The organism is Plantibacter sp. RU18 (genome assembly GCF_050613355.1).
GTDB lineage: Bacteria > Actinomycetota > Actinomycetes > Actinomycetales > Microbacteriaceae > Plantibacter.
In genome coordinates, this window is sequence record NZ_CP159618.1 from 2,506,470 (window position 1) to 2,523,445 (window position 16,976).

The window sequence follows — 16,976 nt, forward strand, 5'->3', positions numbered from 1 at the left end:
GCTCATCAGCGCGCGTCTGACTCGGCCGACCCGACGGTCACCACCAGGCGAGGACGAACACGGCCGTCCAGGCCGCGGTCGCCGCCCACAGGACCGAGAGTGCGACGATCCGGAGCCGGGACCCCCGGTGCGCGCCCTGCCAGACCGGGACGAGCCCGATGCAGCTCACGAGCAGCACGATCGAGAGCCACGGCAGAGCAGCCGGAACACCCAGCAGGTGCGTCGCCGGGCTGTAGTCGGCCGAGCGCAGCAGCGTCACCGCGCTGGCGATCGCCCAGCTCGCTCCGAACACCGGGGCGACGCCCAGCCGGAGTCCTGCCTGCACCGGGTCGTGACGCAGCGCCTGCGCGATCAGCCGGTAGGCCCAGGCGATGGACCACGCGAGGGCGACGATGCCGAACACCAGCGGGAGGGCGAGCAACAGCCACAGCCCACCGGTCCCGTCAGTACCCTGCTGGACCCACCGGGGACTCGCGGCGACATCGGCCTGCTGTACGACGCTGACCGCGGCGTCATCGACCGCGCACAGCGCTGCGCGGTATGCCGACGGTTCGGTCAACCAGCCGCGCACGGCGATCACGGCGCACCCGCTGGTCGCCGTCGGTACGGATCCGGCGCCGGGGAACGAGGCTGAGATCGCCCTCGGGAGGATCGAGGTCGCCGCACCATCGGCTGCTGCGTCCTGCTCCGGCGCACTGACGACGAACGCCGGGAGTCCGATGGGGCCGGGTGGCGGTGTCGGCGCGACGCCGAGCGATGTGCAGGCGGTACCGGCCACGTCCTGCAGGAGGGTCGTGGACGGCGGCGCCGCCTCATCCGTGGGTTCCGTGGTGCCCGGCCAACCGGCCGTTGAGCACCCGAGCACCCAGTCCTGCACCGGTTCGCCCTCGACGATCGAATTGACCGACCACGCAGCCAGCGCGTCGAGGGCCTCGCTGTGGCCGGCCGCGACCGAGTCGAGCACGAACGGCAGGGCGGCCTGCGCGGTCGCATCGGACAACGCCCCGGAGACGATCAGGTACAGCGCGTCTGGTCCGATCGTGAGTGTTCGGGCACCGTCGGTCTCGCGAGGATGACGGTCGAGGGTCGCGGAGGCGTCGGCGAGGACGGCCGCAGAGTGCGCTGCTGCGTCGAGCACTGCTGCGCCCGTACCTGCTGCGCCGGACTCGGAGGCTGCAGCGGCGGCTTCCACCGGCCGCGATGCGTGGTCCTCCTCGCCTGGCGCGGTCGCAGCCCCATCTCGAGCGGGGCTCCAACCGCCGGCGGCACCGCGACGAGCATCCACTGAGGCAAGAGCGGCGGCCAATCCGCCCGCAGAAACGATGCCGGGCACGCCGAGGTCAGGACCGTCGAGGACGATTGCGTCCACACCGTCCGGATCGGCTGCCGGCGCCGCGAGCGCGACGTTCGCCGAGGTACCGACCGCCATGATCGTCCAACGCGCGTAGCCGAGCTGTTCTCGGAGCGACCTCAGGTCCGACGCGGACTGCGTGGCACCGAAGTCGTTCGCGCTGAAGCCCTCCTCCTGCCAGGTGGCAGCGCAGGTTCCGAAGGCCTCGCCGATCGCCTCGAGCGCTGCAGCCCGCTCAGCACCGGCACCCAGCGTGTCGGCAAGTGCCTCGACTGCCGCCGGGCATCCGAGCGACGGCTTCGCATCGCCGCCGCCACGTCGTTCGACGAAGATCACGTCCCGGTCAGCGGCAAGTCCGCGGTCGGCGGAGATGGCCCGGACGTCGACGTCGGACAGCGGCACGCCTCCCGCCAGGTAGACGATCGGCGATCGGCCGGTGTCGAGCGCTGCGGGGACGATGGCGTAGGGCAACGTCGCGATCGGCGAGTCGGCCACAGCTCTCGTGATCGGGACCGTCAGTTCACCACAGCGGGCTCCCCCAGGCACGTCCACGACGCACTCGGCCGGCTCCACCGCCGTCCTGACGACGGCTGCGGCCGGCACGACTCCCGGAAGCAGCAGACCGGCGGCGATCGCCGCCACAGCGAGCACCGCGGTGGCAACCGGTCGTCTCCGGTGACGGTCGATCCTCTGCATATTCCCCCCGCTCGAGCTGCACTGCTCGGCCCATCCTGGCTGATGGGGGTCATCTGCGGAAGAGGGCGAGCCCGCAATCGTCGCGCATGGTCACACGCAGTGCCGGACGGTTCAGTCCTCCGCGGCGTCTTCCGCGTCCCATTTCGCGCTGTTCGCGCGCAGGCGTTCGAGTGCGTGGGATGCCTCGGCGGCCGTAGCGAACGGTCCGACGCGATCGACGACGCTCGACTCGTAGCCGAATTCGACCTGTCCGGTCTTCGTGTTGTACCAGTACTGCTCGGATGGTTCCTTCGCCACGATGCGTCTCCCCTGCTTGTTAGGCTCGATCCTATGCCTTTCGATTCCGCAGGTCACCTGATCCCGGGCCGCGTCGGCCGCCAGCGAGCGGTCCCGACCGAGATCATCAGGCCCGAGTACGTCGGTCGCGTCGCGCCGGCGACGGATACCCGGGGAGACCTCTACTCCGCGGAGGAGATCGAGCGCATCCGGAGCGCCGGGACCATCGCCGCCGACGCCATCCAGGCCGTCGGAGCAGCGGTGCGCCCGGGGGTCAGCACCGACGAACTCGACGCGATCGGCCATGCCTACGTCATCTCGCACGGCGCCTATCCGTCGACCCTCGGCTATCGCGGATACCCGAAGTCGATCTGCAGTTCGGTGAACGAAGTCATCTGCCATGGCATCCCCGATGACACGGCGCTCCGCGACGGCGACCTCGTCAACATCGACATCACGGCCTTCGTCGACAGCGTCCACGGCGACAGCAACGTCACCTTCCTCGTCGGCGACCCCGCGGAGGAGACCCGCCTCCTCGTCGAGCGGACGAAGGAGGCGCTCAGGCGAGGTATCACGGCGGTTGCCCCCGGCAGGCAGATCAATGTCATCGGCCGCGCGATCGAGTCCTACGCGAAGCGGTTCGACTACGGTGTCGTCCGCGACTTCACAGGCCACGGCGTCGGCCGGTCGTTCCACTCGGGTCTCATTGTCCCGCACTATGACTCCGCGCCGCTGCACGACACCGTCATGGAGCCGGGCATGGTGTTCACCATCGAACCGATGCTGACGATCGGCAGCCAGGATTGGGACCAGTGGGACGACGACTGGACGGTGGTCACTCGTGACCGCTCACTGACCGCGCAGTTCGAGCACACCCTCGTCGTCACGGAACGCGGTGCCGAGATCCTCACCCTCCCGACGCCGCTCTCCGCCCCGGCCGGCGCTCCGGCGCTCTAGGCTGGTCGCATGACGAACGCAGCTCACCGGTCCGCAGTCGGCATCGATATCGGAGGGACCGGCATCAAAGGCGCGGTCGTCGATCTCACGACGGGCGAACTGCTCACCGACCGTGTGAAGATCCCGACACCGAAGGGTGGAGAACCGAAGGACATCGTCGTCACCGTCCGCGAGGTCCTCGAGAAGTTGTCGCCTGCCTCCGACGGCCTGCCGCTCGGCGTCTGCTTCCCCGCCATCGTGCGGGGTGGCGTGACCATGTCTGCGGCGAACGTCTCCGACGCGTGGATCGGACTCGAAGCCGAGAAGCTGTTCGAGCAGGGCCTCGGTCGCGAGATCACCTTCGTGAACGATGCCGACGCCGCGGGCTACGCCGAGACCGAGTTCGGGGCGGCCAAGGATGCGAAGGGTCTCACGATCCTCACGACGCTCGGCACCGGCATCGGATCGGCGCTGATCTACAACCACACACTCATCCCGAATGCCGAACTCGGCCACCTCGAGATCGACGGTAAGGATGCCGAGACCCGCGCGTCCTACGCAGCCAAGGAGCGCGAGGACCTGAGCTGGGAGAAGTGGGCCAAGCGGCTGCAGAAGTACTACGAGCGCGTGGAGTTCCTCTTCTCACCCGACCAGTTCGTCGTCGGCGGCGGCGTCTCGAAGCACGCAGACCAGTTCCTGCCGCTGCTGAAGCTCAACACGCCGATCATCCCTGCCGTGCACCGGAACAACGCCGGCATCCTGGGGGCGGCAGCCTTGGCCGCCGGACCCGCCGACCGCATCGCCTGAGTGGCGCGTGGCGGGAGAGAGTGGGCTCGGTGCCGGGCGGCTCCGGGTGACAGCCCTCCCCGAAGGGTGTGAACGGGTCGACCGGTACGCCGGGTTCTGTCCCACGCTTGCGCGTATCGACGGCCATCTCTCTCGGGACTGCGTTACCACAGCCCTCTAGCGGTCTACCCGGAAACTCGGCGAGCAGCCTCAGCGTTTCCTGTTGACCTTGCTCCGGACGAGGTTTACCGAGCCGACCGGGTCACCCCGGTCGCTGGTGGGCTCTTACCCCACCGTTTCACCCTGACCGTGGTCGCCCACGGCGGTCTGTTCTCTGTGGCACTGTCTCGCGGGTTGCCCCGGGTGGGTGTTACCCACCGCCCTGCTCTTTGGAGCCCGGACGTTCCTCGGCACCACCACCCGAAGGCGACGGTGACGCGACCGTCTAGCCGGCCCGTTCACGCGGACGAGTCTATCGGTCCTGGCCGATGCGCTCGGACAGCGGTCTAGATCAGACCCGACTCATCGGTGCGGACGATGATCGCCGCGCACTCCGGGCACTGGATGACGTCCTCGGACGGCGCCGAACGGACGGCCTGGAGGTCGTTGCCGGTGAGTGACATCTTGCACGCGCCACACGTACCGGCACGGAAGAGGGCCGCTCCGATGCCGCCACGCGCGCGCCGCTCCTCATAGAGCGCGAGCAGGTCGGCGGGGATGCCGGGGGCCAGGGAGTCGCGGTCGGCAACGAGGCGAGCGCGCTCGGCATCGAGGTCGACGAGTTGGGCGTCGCGCTTGGCGACGACCTCGTCGAGGAGTTCCTGCAGGCCGGTGCGCTCGGTGTCGACCTGCGAGACGGCGTCCTCAGCGTCCTCGACGCGCTGCATCACGTTGAGCTCGATCTCCTCGAGGTTGTTCTGGCGCGTCTGCAGCGAGGTCATCTCGCTCTGCAGCGCTTCGACGTCCTTCACGGACGTGGACTGCTGGAGACGGTCTGCGTCGCGCTTGATGCGCGCCTCGACGACCGCGACATCGGACTCGATGCGTCCGAGCTCGGTGCGTGCGTCGTCGCGGACGCCGACACGCTCGAGCCGACGCAGCCGCACACCCTCGATCTCGCTCTGGAGCTCCGCGATGCGCACGGCCTCGGCGAGGTTCGCTGCACGGTGGGCGGTGCGCTGCACGCCCGTGTCGATGCTCTGCAGGGTGAGCAACGTCTTCTGTTCTGCTGGGCTGGCTTTCACGTCTGTTCCAAACTCTCGACTCATCACCCTACCGGCCACGCAGGTCACTGGGTGACGACGAAATCCCACGGGTCGGTGCGCAGTTCGCTGACCCGGACGTCGAGATCCGGGAACGCAGCGCGCAGGGCCATTGCAGCGCCATCGAGCCACAGCCACTCGCTCGCCCAGTGCGAGACGTCGATGAGGGCCGGCCCGCCACCGAGGAGTGCCTGCTCGCGAGCCTCCGACGCAGGGTGGTGGCGAAGATCCGCGGTGATGTACAGGTCTGCGGCGCGCACCTCCGGGTGCGACAGGAGCGAATCGCCGGCGCCACCGCAGACGGCGATCCTCCGGACGAGGTGCCCGTAGTCGCCAGACCCCCTGATGCCTGTCGCGGTTGCAGGCAGGATCTCGGCGAGGGTCCGAGCCACGGCACCGAGCGATGCCGGTTCGGGCAGGTCGCCGACGCGGCCGAGGCCGGTGAGGCCGCCCGGCGCCGGGACGATCGGGGTGACGCGCTGCAGTCCGAGGCGCTGCGCGAGCACGTCGGATGTGCCGTCCTGCACGACGTCGGCGTTGGTGTGCGCGGCGACGAGCGCGGCACCGCCGCGGATCAGTCGGGCGATGAGCGCACCTTTGTACCGGTCCTCTGCGACGCTCGTGACGCCGCGCATGAGCAACGGGTGGTGGACGAGCAGGAGGCCTGCCGGCCGGACGAGCACCTCGTCGATCGTGTCCCTGACGGCGTCGACCGCCAGCAGGACGTGTTCGACTGGCTGGTCAGCGGCACCGACGAGCAGGCCGGGGGCATCCCAGTCCTCGGCTCCGGACAGCGGCCACAGCCGTTCGATGACCTCATTGACCTCGCGCAGTGTTGTCGTCACGTCACCAGCCTATCCACGCCGGACGCAGGGCAACGCGACGACGATCCGTCGTTCACTCGCGGACGAGGAGCAGGACAGCGAGGGTGACCATCACGACGGCGATCGACGCATCGAGGATCCGCCACGCGCGGGGTTTCGCAAAGAGCCCGCCGAGCAGACGCGCACCGAAGCCGAGCGCCGTGAACCAGACGAAGCTGCCGACGACGGCGCCCACGGCGAACCACCACCGCCCGTCGCCGCCATGTGTGTTCGCGATCGAGCCGAGCAACAGGACGGTGTCCAGGTACACGTGTGGATTGAGCCAGGTGAGGCCGACGACCGTGAGCACGGCGGTGCTGAGGGACGACCCGCCGCCGGTGCCGTCCGCGGTGAGCTCTCCCGGTGCGAAGGCGCGCTTCGCCGCCAGGATGCCGTACCCCAGCAGGAATGCGGCTCCCGCCCATTTCAGGATGATCAGCACCACCGGGAAGCGCTCGATGACGAAGCCGATGCCGCTCACGCCCGCGATGATCAGCACGGCGTCTGAGAGCGCGCACACGAGGACGACAGAGAGGACGTGCTCTCGACGGATGCCCTGCCTGAGCACGAACGCGTTCTGCGCGCCGATCGCCACGATCAGCGACAGACCAAGCCCGAAGCCCGCGATCGCGGCGTTGAGGAGGGGAGGCATGGTCTGAAGGTACGGAACCTGTCGTCATCAATCCAGTTCAGGTTTGTGATGAATCATGAGATTCTCTGATGATGGACCTGCAACTGGATCAGCTCGACGCCTTCGTCACCGCCGTCGACCGTGGCACCTTCGAGGCAGCAGCACGTGAACTCTCGGTGACGCCGTCGGCGATCAGCCAGCGGATCAAGGCCCTCGAGCAGGGTGTCGGCCGGGTGCTGCTCCTGCGGACGAAACCGATCACGACCACGACGTCCGGGGAGACGATCCTCCGGCTGGCTCGGGCGATCCGGCTCCTCGAGCACGGGGCAGCGCTCGAGCTGCACGCCGACGACGGCCTCGAACCGACCGCGCCCGCCGTCATCCCGATCGTGGTCAACGCCGACTCCTTGGCGACCTGGATCCTGCCGGTGCTCGCCGACATCGCAGCAGTCCACCCGATCGGATTCGACCTCTCTCGGGAGGACCAGGACCACTCGACAGAACTCCTGCGCAACGGCAGCGTCATGGCTGCGGTGACGTCGAGCAGGGAGGCGGTGCAGGGATGCACGGTGCAGCTCCTCGGGAGCATGCGATACCGCCCGGCGGCCTCCCCCGCCTTCGTCTCCAGGTGGTTCACCGACGGCGTGACACCGGAAGCGCTCGCCGCCGCCCCGGTGGTCGTCTTCGATCGGAAGGACGACCTGCAGGACGCCTACCTGCGTCGCCGCGGCATCGAGCCGGCCCGACCGCCGCGTCATCATGTGCCCGCGTCGGCGGACTTCGCGGTGGCGGTCCGTCTGGGACTCGGGTGGGGCATGCTGCCTGACGCCCAATCGGGCGATTGGAGGACGTCCGGTGAGGTGGTGTCCCTCGACGACGCAGGCCTGCTCGACGTGCCGTTGTTCTGGCAGCAGTGGCGCCTGCACTCACCGCTGCTCGATGTGGTGGCGTCGGCGGTCGTGGACGGCGCGCGCGGCGTCCTGCGCTGAGCGAGGACCGGGAACCTGCGCTCCCAGGTGCTCCCGGCTACTCGGACGGTGCGAGGATGGAGCAATGGATATCGCGTACACAGCAGTTGCCCATGCCACCGGAGGCGGCCGAGACGGACATGTCCGCAGCGAGGACGACCTCCTCGACTTCGACACCCGCCCCCCCCCCCCCCCGAAGGAACTCGGCGGCAGCGGCGAGGGGACGAACCCCGAGCAGCTCTTCGCCGCAGGCTTCGCGGCCTGTTTCCTGAGTGCGTTGCACGTCGTCGGTCGCACCGCGAAGCTCGACACCACCGACGCGGCCGTCTCGGCGAGCGTCGGCATCGGCTCCAATGGTGAGGGCGGATTCGGGCTGGCCGTCGAACTCGACGTCTACGTGCCGAACGTCACCCACGATGAGGCCCAGCAGCTCGCCGACCAGGCGCACCAGGTGTGCCCGTACTCGAACGCCACCCGGGGCAACATCGAGGTCACGGTCTCGATCGTCGACTGACACCCGAGCGGCCGTGAGGCCGCAACCCCTGTCGTTCGTCGTGCGCGCTCAGTACGCTGACGCGCACGACGAACGAGAGGAACGCACCATGTCGAATTTCGGAGCAGTCGAGGGTCTGCGCGACGAGGGGGCCGCAGCGATGCTGCAGGGTCTCCCAGACGACTACGTCGATGAGGAGAACGGCCTCGAGGAGGACACCGACATCATCGCGGACGAGGATCGAGACGCGTGACCCGGTGGCGCTGAACGCTTCAGCGCAGCATCGCGGCGACCACGACGCCCACGAGCCCGAGCTGCACGGCCAGCAGTAGGCCGACGGCGATCGACATCGTGCTCCACAGCACGATGTTGCCGATCAGCACACCGATGAACGCCGCAAGACGGCCGCTCCCCGAGGTCCGCTTCCGCGCGACCGAAGAGGACCGTGCGTCGTCGGTGCGCAGTGCGGTGAGGCTGAAGAGCGTCGGGTTCGTTGCCGGGTGTGTGGTCATACCCTCAGTCTCGGTCGCGCGTCCACCCGGACACATCGGACGAGGGGTGGATCATCGACGGGGTCGTGTCATCCTGTGAGCTGACGTCGTTCGGCGGCTCGAGGCAGCCGGGCCGATCAGGAGCGTCCGGTTCGGATCCCCCACGACAGGGTCCAGTGTTCTTCCGGCTCCAGCCAGCGCAGCCCCGTTCCACTGTTGAGCGCGTCAGCAGGAGCCGTCATGGGTTCGATCGCGACCGCGACTCCCGGTCCGCCGGCCTTCGGGAACTCCGCCGGCGTGTACACCTGCACGAATCGGAAGACCTCGTCGGCCCAGAGTTCGACGAAGTCGCCGTCGGGTGCGGTCAACCGGTGTCGGCGCGCCCGATCCACACTCCGTAGCCCGCCGAGGCCGACGTCGAGGGCGAGCTCGCCGACGCCCCTGCCCGACCGGAGGTCGTACTGCGTCCCTGTGACGTCGTGCTCCGCGATCGGGACACGACGGTCGTCGGTCTCGAACCAGGTGTCGGCAGCAACTGTCAGGACCAGGTCCTCGGACGGCACCCCGCCGAGCGCCAGATATGGATGCGCTCCGACGGCTACCGGCGCCGGAGCGACGGACCGGTTCACGATCCGGTGCGTCACGCGGAGCCCGTCGTCCACCAGCTCGTAGTGCACGGACGTGTCGAGGCGGAACGGGTAGCCGTGCTGCGGGAAGACTGATGCCGTGAGGGTCACGGCCGCTTCCGAGGACGAGGCGGCGTGATAGCCGGTGTTGCGGAGCAGGCCGTGAGAGGCGTTGCCCGTCGCCGCCTCGGTGACGTCGAGCTGCTGGGTCGTGCCGTCGAGCGTCCAGCGTGCGTCACGGACGCGGTTCGGCCATGGGACGAGCACCATGCCGCACCCCATCGGCGCGACGACGTCCTCTCCGAAGGACTCGACGAGCGTCCGGCCGGCGACGGTCAGTTCGCGCAGGCCGGCGGCCAACTCGGTGACCGTCGCACGGACCTCGCCGTTCGGTCCAGAACGATTGAGACGGTGCTGGACTCCGGAAGCGGCAGGCATGGGACAAGCCTACGGCCGTCCGCTCCGCCGGGGGCAGTGCTGTGCATCAGACGCCGGCCCGGTCCAGTTCCACAGCGATCTCCTCGAGTCCTCGTTCCAGTTCGGCGAAACTCGAGCTGAGTGGCGAGATGCCGATGCGAAGCCCGTCCGGGCGTCGGAAGTCCGGTATCACACCGTGTTCCCAGAGCTCGGCGATCACCGATTCGAACGACGGGTGTGCAAGGGTCACGTGCCCGCCCCGTCGCGCCGGTTCCCGGGGCGTCACGACGGAGACGCCGCGAGGCGCAAGATGCTCGTCCGCCCAGGAGATGGCGAAGTCGGTGAGCCGTGCCGACTTCTCTCGGATCGCCGGAAGACCGACCACTTCGATGAGCGTGAGGGACTCCTCGAGGGGCAGCATGCCCACGATCGGTGGTGTTCCGCTGAGGAAGCGGCGCATTCCGGTCGTCGGCCGGTAGGCGTCGGCCATCGCGAAGACGTCGGCCGCACCCATCCACCCCCTGGATCGGCTGCAGCAGGCGGTCCTGGTGCGCCTCGGCGACGTAGGCGAACGCCGGCGCGCCCGGCCCACCGCCCAGGTACTTGTACGAACAGCCCACCGCGAGATCCACGCCCCAGGCGTCGAGCTCGATCGGCAGGACGCCTGCCGAGTGGCACAGGTCCCAGACGACCAGTGCGCCGACCGCGTGAGCGATGGAGGTGTAGGACGCGACATCGATGAGCGCTCCCGATCGATAGTCGACCTGGCTGAGCACGACGAGCGCGGTCCCCTCGTGCACAGCCTCCGCGAGCTGCTCCGAAGAGACGCCGTGCACCGGATCGCCGGCGATCCACCGAACTGTGAGTCCGCGCTCCGCAGCGATCCCCTCGACGACGAAACGATCGGTCGGGAAGTTGCCCGCATCGATGACGATCTCGTCGCGCCTGGCCCGATCGCTGCCGGAGGTGCCGCCGTCCACCGCTGCCCTGATCAGCTTGTAGAGCAGGACCGTGGTCGAATCGGCCACCACCGTCTGACCCGCGGCGGCGCCGAGCACGGCCGCACCGAGCCGGTCCCCGAGGGTGAGCGGCAGGTCGAACCAACGTTCGTCCCACGAACGGATGAGGCGCGTGCCCCATTCCTCGGCCATGAACGTCTGCAGACGAGCCGCGGTCGCTCGCAGCGGACGACCGAGCGAATTGCCGTCCAGATAGGCGACGACATCCTGTGCAGGGACGAATGCGTCGACGTGTTCCGCCAACGGATCCATCCGATCCAGGAGTCGGGCTGCGGGACGGGCGGACCGTGTCGGATCAGGAGCGTTGACCATGGAGCGACGGTAACCGTGCGCGGCCGCGCGCCGCAAGGAGACGGCTCCCGGGCGATTGCTAGCGTGGACCCCATGCCGACACTCCTGCACCTGGACTCCTCCGCTGACCTCGTCTCCTCCCGATCACGCCGCTTGTCCCAGGCCGTCGTCGACGCGTGGCTGAACGCAGACCCGTCCGGAGTCGTCGTCCGCCGCGACCTGCATCGCACACCGGTACCGCACCTCGCCGATTCGAGCCTGCACTGGGCTCCGGCCGATCGAGTGCCCGGTTCCAACCCGCCGGCAGCAGCCGAAGCGCTCCAGCGTGCCCTGCTTGACGAGCTGCTCGCCGCGGACATCGTCGTCATCGGCGCGCCGCTCTACAACTTCTCGATCCCGTCGTCGCTCAAGGCCTGGATCGACCACATCCACGTCCCGGGAGTCACCTCGGCCGATACGGGTGCGCTGGCCGGACGACCAGTCGTCATCACGACCAGCCGCGGGATCGCCTACGACATCGGCAGTCCGACAGAAGGGTGGGACCACGAGGTGCCTGCTCTCCGGACCCTGTTCGGCAGCGCGCTCGGGATGGACGTGCACGTCATCACGACCAGCCTCACGCTCGCCGCACAGGATCCGTCCCTCTCGTCCCAGATCGGCCGCAGCGAACAGGAGCTCGACGAAGCGCTCACGTTGGCGACGGAGACCGGCATGCGTCTGGCACTCGCGACAGCCTGACTCGTCGACACGCGACCCATCGGCTGATCACGAACCCGACCCGTCTGATGTGATGAGCGCTCCGAACTCCTGTCGAACCACGATCAGGGAGTTTCGAATGCCAACCACGCAGGCCACCGGCACCACACGCACCGGGCGACGTCTCGTCTGGGTCGCCGCAGCACTCTCAGGCGTCGTCGCGGCGGCGGTGTTCCTCGCGATCGCCGAACTGGCGGCACTCGTCTTCGCCCGTGGGAGCAGCCCACTGCTGACCGTCGGGTCGTTCGTGATCGACATCGTCCCCCGCTGGGCGAAGGAGTTCGCGATCGAGACGTTCGGCGCCAACGACAAGCTGTTCCTGCTGATCAGCCTCGGCATCGCCGTGCTCGTCGCAGCACTCGTCGCCGGCGTCCTGCAGTACCTCCGGCCGCCGCTCGGAGTCATCCTGCTCGTCGCCGCCGGCGTCTTCGCCGGCGCGACGACCATCACCCGTGCCGGGGCGACACCGCTCGCAGTCATCCCGGTGATCCTGGGGCTCGCCGCAGGAGTCACGATCCTCATCCTGCTGAGCCGGCGCCTGCCGCGCCGCCAACGAACCGTCGACACGGACGGCGACGATGCCCCCGCCGCGTTCGATCGTCGCGGGTTCTTCCGCATCGCAGGGATATCCGCGGCCGGCGCGATCGTCGTCGGTGTCGGTGCTCGCATCGTCAACGTCACCACCTCGTCCATCACGGCCATCCGCGAGGCCCTGAAGCTGCCGGCCCCGAAGTCGACGGTCACGATCCCGGACGGCGCGGAGGTCGCTGTCGACGGCATCAGCCCGCTGTTCACCCCCAACGACAAGTTCTATCGCGTCGACACCGCGCTGACGGTGCCATCGGTCGACCCCGATACGTGGACCCTCACCGTCGACGGCATGGTCGGCGAGCAGGTCACGATCACCTTCGACGAACTCCTCGCCATGGGACTCGACGAGTACGTGATCACGATGACGTGCGTCTCGAACGAGGTCGGCGGCAGCCTGCTCGGCAACGCGAAGTGGCTCGGCATCCCCGTCCGGGACGTCCTGAAGCGCGCGATGCCGGACTCGGACGCCGACATGGTGCTCTCGACGAGCGTGGACGGGTTCACCGCGAGCACACCGATCGAATCGCTGACGGACCCGAACCTCGACGCCATCCTCGCCGTCGCCATGAACGGCGAGCCCCTTCCCCTCGAGCACGGCTTCCCGGTCCGTATGGTCGTCCCGGGCTTGTACGGCTACGTGTCGGCGACGAAGTGGCTCACGAAGCTCACGGTGACCACCTTCGACAAGGACGAGGCCTATTGGACGCCGCGAGGGTACGACGCCAAGGCACCGATCAAACTCTCGTCGCGCATCGACACCCCGCGGATCGACAAGCAGGTGCCCACCGGCCCGACGAAGATCGCCGGAGTCGCCTGGGCACAGACCGTCGGCGTCGAGAAGGTGGAGGTCAGCATCGACAACGGTGACTGGCAGAGCGTGAACCTCTCGACGGCCATCAACGACGACACCTGGGTGCAGTGGTGGTTGGACTGGGACGCGACGTCCGGCACGCACTACGTCGCCGTCCGCGCGACCGACAAGGCGGGCAACCTCCAGATCGAGGAGCAGGCGCCGATCGCACCGAACGGTTCCTCCGGGTGGCAGCGGACCTTGATCCGCGTCGGCTGAACCGATCAGGTCGCTCCGCGCTCAGCCGCGCGGGTCGACCGGCTGGAGTGATCCGATCTTCGCCTCACGGCCGTCTCCCGAGGAGCGGCCGGTCAGGCGTCGTCCGACCCACGGCAGGACATGCTCCCGGTAGTACGAGGCCGTTCGGCGTTGGCGCGGTCCTGGCGGGGCCGCCGCGACCTCGTCGATGCCCCACTCCTCCGGGACGGCCACGCCGAGCGCGGCGAGCACGTTGCTCGCGACACGCGCGTGGCCGAGCGCGTTCAGGTGCAGACGGTCCACGGACCAATAGCGCAGGTCACCGAGCGGCCGATCAGCCCAGTTGTCGACGAAGGTGACCCCCTCGCGCGGATACCGGACACGGACCGCATTCGCGAGCTGCTCACCGCGACGCTCGAGGAGTGAGCCGAACGGGATGTGCGCTGAGGGGTTCGCGCCACTCAGCAGCAGCACGTGCGCTCCGCCCGCGCGAAGACGGTCGACGGCGCCATCGAGCTGATCGGCGACGCCGTCGATCGACACGCGAGGGCGCATGATGTCGTTCCCGCCGCCGTTGAAGCTCACGAGGTCCGGCCCCATGGCGATGGCGCGTTCGAGCTGCTCGTCGAGGATGGGGGCGAGTTTCCGACCACGGATCGCAAGGTTGGCGTAGCTGACGGGCGACTCGGATGCTCGAGCGAGCCCGAGTGCGACGAAGTCGGCCCAGCCTCGCAGCGAACCGTCCTCCCGGACGTCGCCGTATCCCTCGCTGAAGCTGTCGCCGATGGCCACGTACCGTTCGAACCCGCTCTGCGCCATCCCCCAACTGTACGCGCGGTGTGTCAGTGCCCGGGCGGGCCCGCACGACGCGCGCTGGTCACGCCGGTCGAACCTCGGCCGGATCCGACGGCCGCCAGCCGAGCGCCGGCCCGAGCGCACCGGCCATGTCGGTCAGCAGCTGCGTGTAGTCGTCGGGTTCCAGTGTGAACGGCAGCGCGAAGGCGACCTCGTCGACCTCGCGGAAGCCGGCGTCGTCGTACAGCCTTTCGGCGATCTCAGCGCTGCTGCCGACGAGGTCTTCGGCGAAGAGCATGCGGCGCGGTCCGTGGGCGACCCCGATCCGGTGACGGCGTGAGGCGACGTAATCGCGGTACCTCTCACGTTGGGTCGACGTGGCCGAATCAGTCGGGATCACCACGAGGCCCTGTGACACGCGTGCGCGTGCGCCCTGCGGATGACGCTCGCGGAACAGACGCACCTGTGCTGCCTGGTTCGCAGCGAAATCGGCCGTGCCGTCCTCCGAGGCGATGACACTGCTCGTCAGCAGGTTGAACCCGTGCTCACCGGCCCATCTCGCGGACCGGACACTTCCCGCACCGTACCAGAGCCGGTCAGCGAGACCGGCGGAGTGCGGTTCGACCCGGGAGGAGTAGTCTTCCTGCCCCTCCCGTCCCGCGTCGGTGCTGACCTCGTCACCGCGGATGAACGAGCGCAGGCGCAGCACACGGTCGTAGCCCAGGTCCTCCAGTTCGAGGGTGTTCGGGTAGATCGCCTGCTTGAACGCGTCGAACCGCATCGGCTCACCAGTACTGAAGCCCGGAAGCAACCGGCCTCCCGTCAGGACATCGACCGTCCCCAGGTCCTCCGCCAGACGGAACGGGTTCTCTGCTCCGAGCGGCGTGACGGCCGTCCCGAGCGCGATGCGCTGCGTCCGCTGTGATGCTGCCGCGAGGACGGCGACCGGCGACGAGATACCGAACTGCAGGTGGCGGTGCCGCAGCCACGCACTGTCGAACCCCAACCGCTCCCCCAGTTCGATCAACCGGAGTGTCGCCTCGTGTCCGGCCGCTGGAGCCTCCGGGTCGAACAAGCCCATCGTGAGGAAACCGAGTCTGCGGAGCGGTTCAGAGGGTGCAGGCATGTCTCGACCCTAGCTGGGCGCTCCGAGGAGGACGACGAACATCGCTCCGGCACCGCCGAGGATGAACAGCATCGTGCCGAGCTGCATCGTCCAGGATTTGTTCCGCGCTGCGGTCGGGACGTCTATCTCGAGGACCGGGCAGCCCGACCATCCGAGCAGGCCGATGCTCAGGACGACAATCGTGGCGCAACACCACCACACCACGCGGAGCCCCGCTGTCAGCACTGTCGGACGCCAACCGGACGCCAGCAGGAGGCCGAGGGTGATGGCCGAGCTGCCGACGGCGACGCCGAACCAGACGGTTCCGGTGCGCATGATGCGCTTGACGATGCTCTCTGGAGACATGAGGTCTTGGGTCACGTGACGAAGCTTTCTCGCGATTCCGATTCCTGGAACGGGACTGTTCGACCCTTGTGGCGGGTCGACGCCCCGCTTCGGAGCCTAGACCCGCTTCCGCCGCCCAGGCCCACTTAGCACCCAGAATGCACAGCTCGGTGGCAGGTGAAGTGCGATGCCGGACGGTGACCCGTGACGGATCATGCGGCCCCGCGCGGTTCGGTTACCCACTGGGCCAGCTGCGCGATGAGGGCGCGATGCCCGGCGGATTCGTAGGAGCGCTCGTCGTGCCCGAGTGCATCGACCGCCACTCGGGACGCCTCGTGTTCGCGCACCCACGCAGCCGGAAAGCGCTCGCCATCGATCTCGTGTTCGGCGACCACGCCGCTTGGACCGAGACGCTGCAGCCGAAGGTACTGCTCGTCGTCGACCTCCAGGTCGTGGACCGGAGCACCGTCCGGGAAGCGGAGGCCTCGGATGACGGTCCGTCCGCTCGGCGGATGCCAGGAGACACCTGGGAGCCACACCGCACCGATCGCGGGGGCCCATTCCGGGTAGTCGCGAAGGGAGGCGAGGGCGGCATGGAACGCGATGACGCCGACACCCCGCTCGAGAGCTGCGGCCAGCCCGTCGATCGCCGCGCATGGAGCGTCACCGGGCTGATCCGACCGCCACGGGTCGCCAGCGTTCACGATGAGGAGGTCGACGCCGTCCAGTCGGGTCATCGCCTGGTCGACATCGTCATCGATGGTGGTCTCGAACCCGGCCGTCGAGAGCACTTCGGCGATGAGCGGGCTCGTCCGATCGTACGGATGCCACGGATCGGCGTATCGTCCGGAACCCGAGGCGATGAGTGTCTTCATGCTGGACACCTTTCCGTCGTCCCACCGAGCGATGCAACCGCAGGGAAGCGGGACAACGCTTTCCACCCTACCCGCCAGTCGAAACGCGACCCCGCGGTCCGGAAGAGATGCACAGCTCGACGATGTCGATGTAAGTCGCCGGTTGCCCGGTGGCGCCGTCTGCGTTGGTGCGTCCGCGGCCTCAGAGCACAAAGCGAGCCGAGCCGTGGCCCGCGTACCGACGTGGACGGCATTGTGACCCAGCGTGTCGGTCGACCGGGCACCACCGCCCCGAGATCCGTAAGGTACCCGTAACCCGGCCGACCGGACGACGTGCATGCGTCGCGCCGGCGACGGGCCGACACCGCAGAGAGGA

General features: G+C 68.7%; 18 protein-coding genes, 1 other RNA gene and 1 pseudogene. 7 read left to right on the forward strand and 13 right to left on the reverse strand.

Annotated features, from left to right (window positions below):
- Positions 1-37 precede the first annotated feature (37 nt).
- Both ABMA10_RS12030 and ABMA10_RS12035 read right to left on the reverse strand, forming a co-directional pair.
- Positions 38-2,047: a hypothetical protein gene (locus tag ABMA10_RS12030; protein WP_431030580.1), complete on the reverse strand. Its 2,010-nt coding sequence runs from the start codon at positions 2,045-2,047 to the stop codon at positions 38-40.
- Positions 2,048-2,158: 111 nt separating this feature from the next.
- Entirely contained in the window at positions 2,159-2,344 is a 186-nt protein-coding gene (locus ABMA10_RS12035; protein ID WP_347867220.1) for an SPOR domain-containing protein, read from the reverse strand.
- A 33-nt stretch (positions 2,345-2,377) separates the two neighbouring features.
- Here ABMA10_RS12035 and map point away from each other — a divergent pair, with 33 nt between their 5' ends.
- Both map and ppgK read left to right on the forward strand, forming a co-directional pair.
- The gene (map, locus tag ABMA10_RS12040) at positions 2,378-3,280 is read left to right on the forward strand and encodes a type I methionyl aminopeptidase (RefSeq protein WP_347867219.1); all 903 of its coding nucleotides are present in this window, start codon (positions 2,378-2,380) and stop codon (positions 3,278-3,280) included.
- Positions 3,281-3,289: 9 nt separating this feature from the next.
- The gene (gene ppgK / locus ABMA10_RS12045) at positions 3,290-4,066 is read left to right on the forward strand and encodes a polyphosphate--glucose phosphotransferase (protein ID WP_347867218.1); all 777 of its coding nucleotides are present in this window, start codon (positions 3,290-3,292) and stop codon (positions 4,064-4,066) included.
- A 69-nt stretch (positions 4,067-4,135) separates the two neighbouring features.
- Here ppgK and rnpB read toward each other — a convergent pair.
- The 4 genes from rnpB to ABMA10_RS12065 form a co-directional block, all read right to left on the reverse strand.
- Positions 4,136-4,502: RNase P RNA component class A (rnpB, locus tag ABMA10_RS12050), an RNA gene on the reverse strand.
- A gap of 49 nt (positions 4,503-4,551) precedes the next feature.
- A complete protein-coding gene (locus ABMA10_RS12055) occupies positions 4,552-5,289 on the reverse strand; it encodes a zinc ribbon domain-containing protein (protein ID WP_347867217.1) in 738 nt (245 codons plus the stop codon).
- A gap of 44 nt (positions 5,290-5,333) precedes the next feature.
- Positions 5,334-6,152, reverse strand: coding sequence for a Nif3-like dinuclear metal center hexameric protein (locus ABMA10_RS12060; RefSeq protein WP_347867216.1), 819 nt, complete (start codon positions 6,150-6,152; stop codon positions 5,334-5,336).
- Positions 6,153-6,204: 52 nt separating this feature from the next.
- Complete coding sequence (locus tag ABMA10_RS12065; protein ID WP_347867215.1) at positions 6,205-6,822, reverse strand: LysE/ArgO family amino acid transporter; 618 nt, start codon at positions 6,820-6,822, stop codon at positions 6,205-6,207.
- 68 nt (positions 6,823-6,890) lie between these two features.
- Here ABMA10_RS12065 and ABMA10_RS12070 point away from each other — a divergent pair, with 68 nt between their 5' ends.
- The 3 genes from ABMA10_RS12070 (at position 6,891) to ABMA10_RS12080 (ending at position 8,515) form a co-directional block, all read left to right on the forward strand.
- Complete coding sequence (locus ABMA10_RS12070) at positions 6,891-7,790, forward strand: LysR family transcriptional regulator ArgP (protein ID WP_347867214.1); 900 nt, start codon at positions 6,891-6,893, stop codon at positions 7,788-7,790.
- Between the two features lie 64 nt (positions 7,791-7,854).
- The gene (locus tag ABMA10_RS12075) at positions 7,855-8,283 is read left to right on the forward strand and encodes an organic hydroperoxide resistance protein (protein WP_431030581.1); all 429 of its coding nucleotides are present in this window, start codon (positions 7,855-7,857) and stop codon (positions 8,281-8,283) included.
- Between the two features lie 88 nt (positions 8,284-8,371).
- Complete coding sequence (locus ABMA10_RS12080; RefSeq protein WP_431030582.1) at positions 8,372-8,515, forward strand: hypothetical protein; 144 nt, start codon at positions 8,372-8,374, stop codon at positions 8,513-8,515.
- Positions 8,516-8,534: 19 nt separating this feature from the next.
- On the opposite strand, the gene ABMA10_RS12085 is transcribed toward ABMA10_RS12080, so the two are convergent.
- The 3 genes and pseudogenes from ABMA10_RS12085 to ABMA10_RS12095 form a co-directional block, all read right to left on the reverse strand.
- Positions 8,535-8,774, reverse strand: coding sequence for a hypothetical protein (locus ABMA10_RS12085; RefSeq protein ID WP_431030583.1), 240 nt, complete (start codon positions 8,772-8,774; stop codon positions 8,535-8,537).
- 116 nt (positions 8,775-8,890) lie between these two features.
- Positions 8,891-9,817: an aldose 1-epimerase family protein gene (locus tag ABMA10_RS12090; RefSeq protein WP_431030584.1), complete on the reverse strand. Its 927-nt coding sequence runs from the start codon at positions 9,815-9,817 to the stop codon at positions 8,891-8,893.
- A 46-nt stretch (positions 9,818-9,863) separates the two neighbouring features.
- Positions 9,864-11,127 (reverse strand): annotated as a pseudogene (locus ABMA10_RS12095) (kynureninase).
- A 72-nt stretch (positions 11,128-11,199) separates the two neighbouring features.
- Here ABMA10_RS12095 and ABMA10_RS12100 point away from each other — a divergent pair.
- Together ABMA10_RS12100 and ABMA10_RS12105 are read left to right on the forward strand one after the other, a co-directional pair.
- On the forward strand, positions 11,200-11,844 hold the full coding sequence (locus ABMA10_RS12100) for an FMN-dependent NADH-azoreductase (protein ID WP_431030585.1): 645 nt from the start codon (positions 11,200-11,202) through the stop codon (positions 11,842-11,844).
- A gap of 97 nt (positions 11,845-11,941) precedes the next feature.
- Complete coding sequence (locus tag ABMA10_RS12105; RefSeq protein WP_431030586.1) at positions 11,942-13,522, forward strand: molybdopterin-dependent oxidoreductase; 1,581 nt, start codon at positions 11,942-11,944, stop codon at positions 13,520-13,522.
- 21 nt (positions 13,523-13,543) lie between these two features.
- Here ABMA10_RS12105 and ABMA10_RS12110 read toward each other — a convergent pair whose 3' ends face one another.
- The 4 genes from ABMA10_RS12110 to ABMA10_RS12125 all read right to left on the reverse strand — a co-directional run bounded on the left by ABMA10_RS12110 (position 13,544) and on the right by ABMA10_RS12125 (position 16,621).
- Positions 13,544-14,320, reverse strand: a complete 777-nt coding sequence (locus tag ABMA10_RS12110; protein ID WP_431030587.1) for an SGNH/GDSL hydrolase family protein — start codon at positions 14,318-14,320, stop codon at positions 13,544-13,546.
- Positions 14,321-14,378: 58 nt separating this feature from the next.
- The gene (locus tag ABMA10_RS12115; RefSeq protein ID WP_431030588.1) at positions 14,379-15,422 is read right to left on the reverse strand and encodes an LLM class flavin-dependent oxidoreductase; all 1,044 of its coding nucleotides are present in this window, start codon (positions 15,420-15,422) and stop codon (positions 14,379-14,381) included.
- 9 nt (positions 15,423-15,431) lie between these two features.
- Entirely contained in the window at positions 15,432-15,767 is a 336-nt protein-coding gene (locus ABMA10_RS12120; protein ID WP_431030589.1) for a hypothetical protein, read from the reverse strand.
- Between the two features lie 191 nt (positions 15,768-15,958).
- Complete coding sequence (locus ABMA10_RS12125) at positions 15,959-16,621, reverse strand: ThuA domain-containing protein (RefSeq protein WP_431030590.1); 663 nt, start codon at positions 16,619-16,621, stop codon at positions 15,959-15,961.
- Between the last annotated feature and the right edge of the window lie 355 nt (positions 16,622-16,976).

Coding starts and splice junctions, on each gene's coding strand:
- ABMA10_RS12110 (WP_431030587.1), bottom strand. CDS start 14,320: ATGGCGCAGAGCGGGTTCGAACGGTACGTGGCCATCGGCGACAGCTTC.
- ABMA10_RS12070 (WP_347867214.1), top strand. CDS start 6,891: ATGATGGACCTGCAACTGGATCAGCTCGACGCCTTCGTCACCGCCGTC.
- ABMA10_RS12090 (WP_431030584.1), bottom strand. CDS start 9,817: ATGCCTGCCGCTTCCGGAGTCCAGCACCGTCTCAATCGTTCTGGACCG.
- ABMA10_RS12065 (WP_347867215.1), bottom strand. CDS start 6,822: ATGCCTCCCCTCCTCAACGCCGCGATCGCGGGCTTCGGGCTTGGTCTG.
- map (WP_347867219.1), top strand. CDS start 2,378: ATGCCTTTCGATTCCGCAGGTCACCTGATCCCGGGCCGCGTCGGCCGC.
- ABMA10_RS12030 (WP_431030580.1), bottom strand. CDS start 2,047: ATGCAGAGGATCGACCGTCACCGGAGACGACCGGTTGCCACCGCGGTG.
- ABMA10_RS12075 (WP_431030581.1), top strand. CDS start 7,855: ATGGATATCGCGTACACAGCAGTTGCCCATGCCACCGGAGGCGGCCGA.
- ABMA10_RS12080 (WP_431030582.1), top strand. CDS start 8,372: ATGTCGAATTTCGGAGCAGTCGAGGGTCTGCGCGACGAGGGGGCCGCA.
- ABMA10_RS12105 (WP_431030586.1), top strand. CDS start 11,942: ATGCCAACCACGCAGGCCACCGGCACCACACGCACCGGGCGACGTCTC.
- ABMA10_RS12120 (WP_431030589.1), bottom strand. CDS start 15,767: ATGTCTCCAGAGAGCATCGTCAAGCGCATCATGCGCACCGGAACCGTC.
- ABMA10_RS12115 (WP_431030588.1), bottom strand. CDS start 15,422: ATGCCTGCACCCTCTGAACCGCTCCGCAGACTCGGTTTCCTCACGATG.
- ppgK (WP_347867218.1), top strand. CDS start 3,290: ATGACGAACGCAGCTCACCGGTCCGCAGTCGGCATCGATATCGGAGGG.
- ABMA10_RS12125 (WP_431030590.1), bottom strand. CDS start 16,621: ATGAAGACACTCATCGCCTCGGGTTCCGGACGATACGCCGATCCGTGG.
- ABMA10_RS12085 (WP_431030583.1), bottom strand. CDS start 8,774: ATGACCACACACCCGGCAACGAACCCGACGCTCTTCAGCCTCACCGCA.
- ABMA10_RS12100 (WP_431030585.1), top strand. CDS start 11,200: ATGCCGACACTCCTGCACCTGGACTCCTCCGCTGACCTCGTCTCCTCC.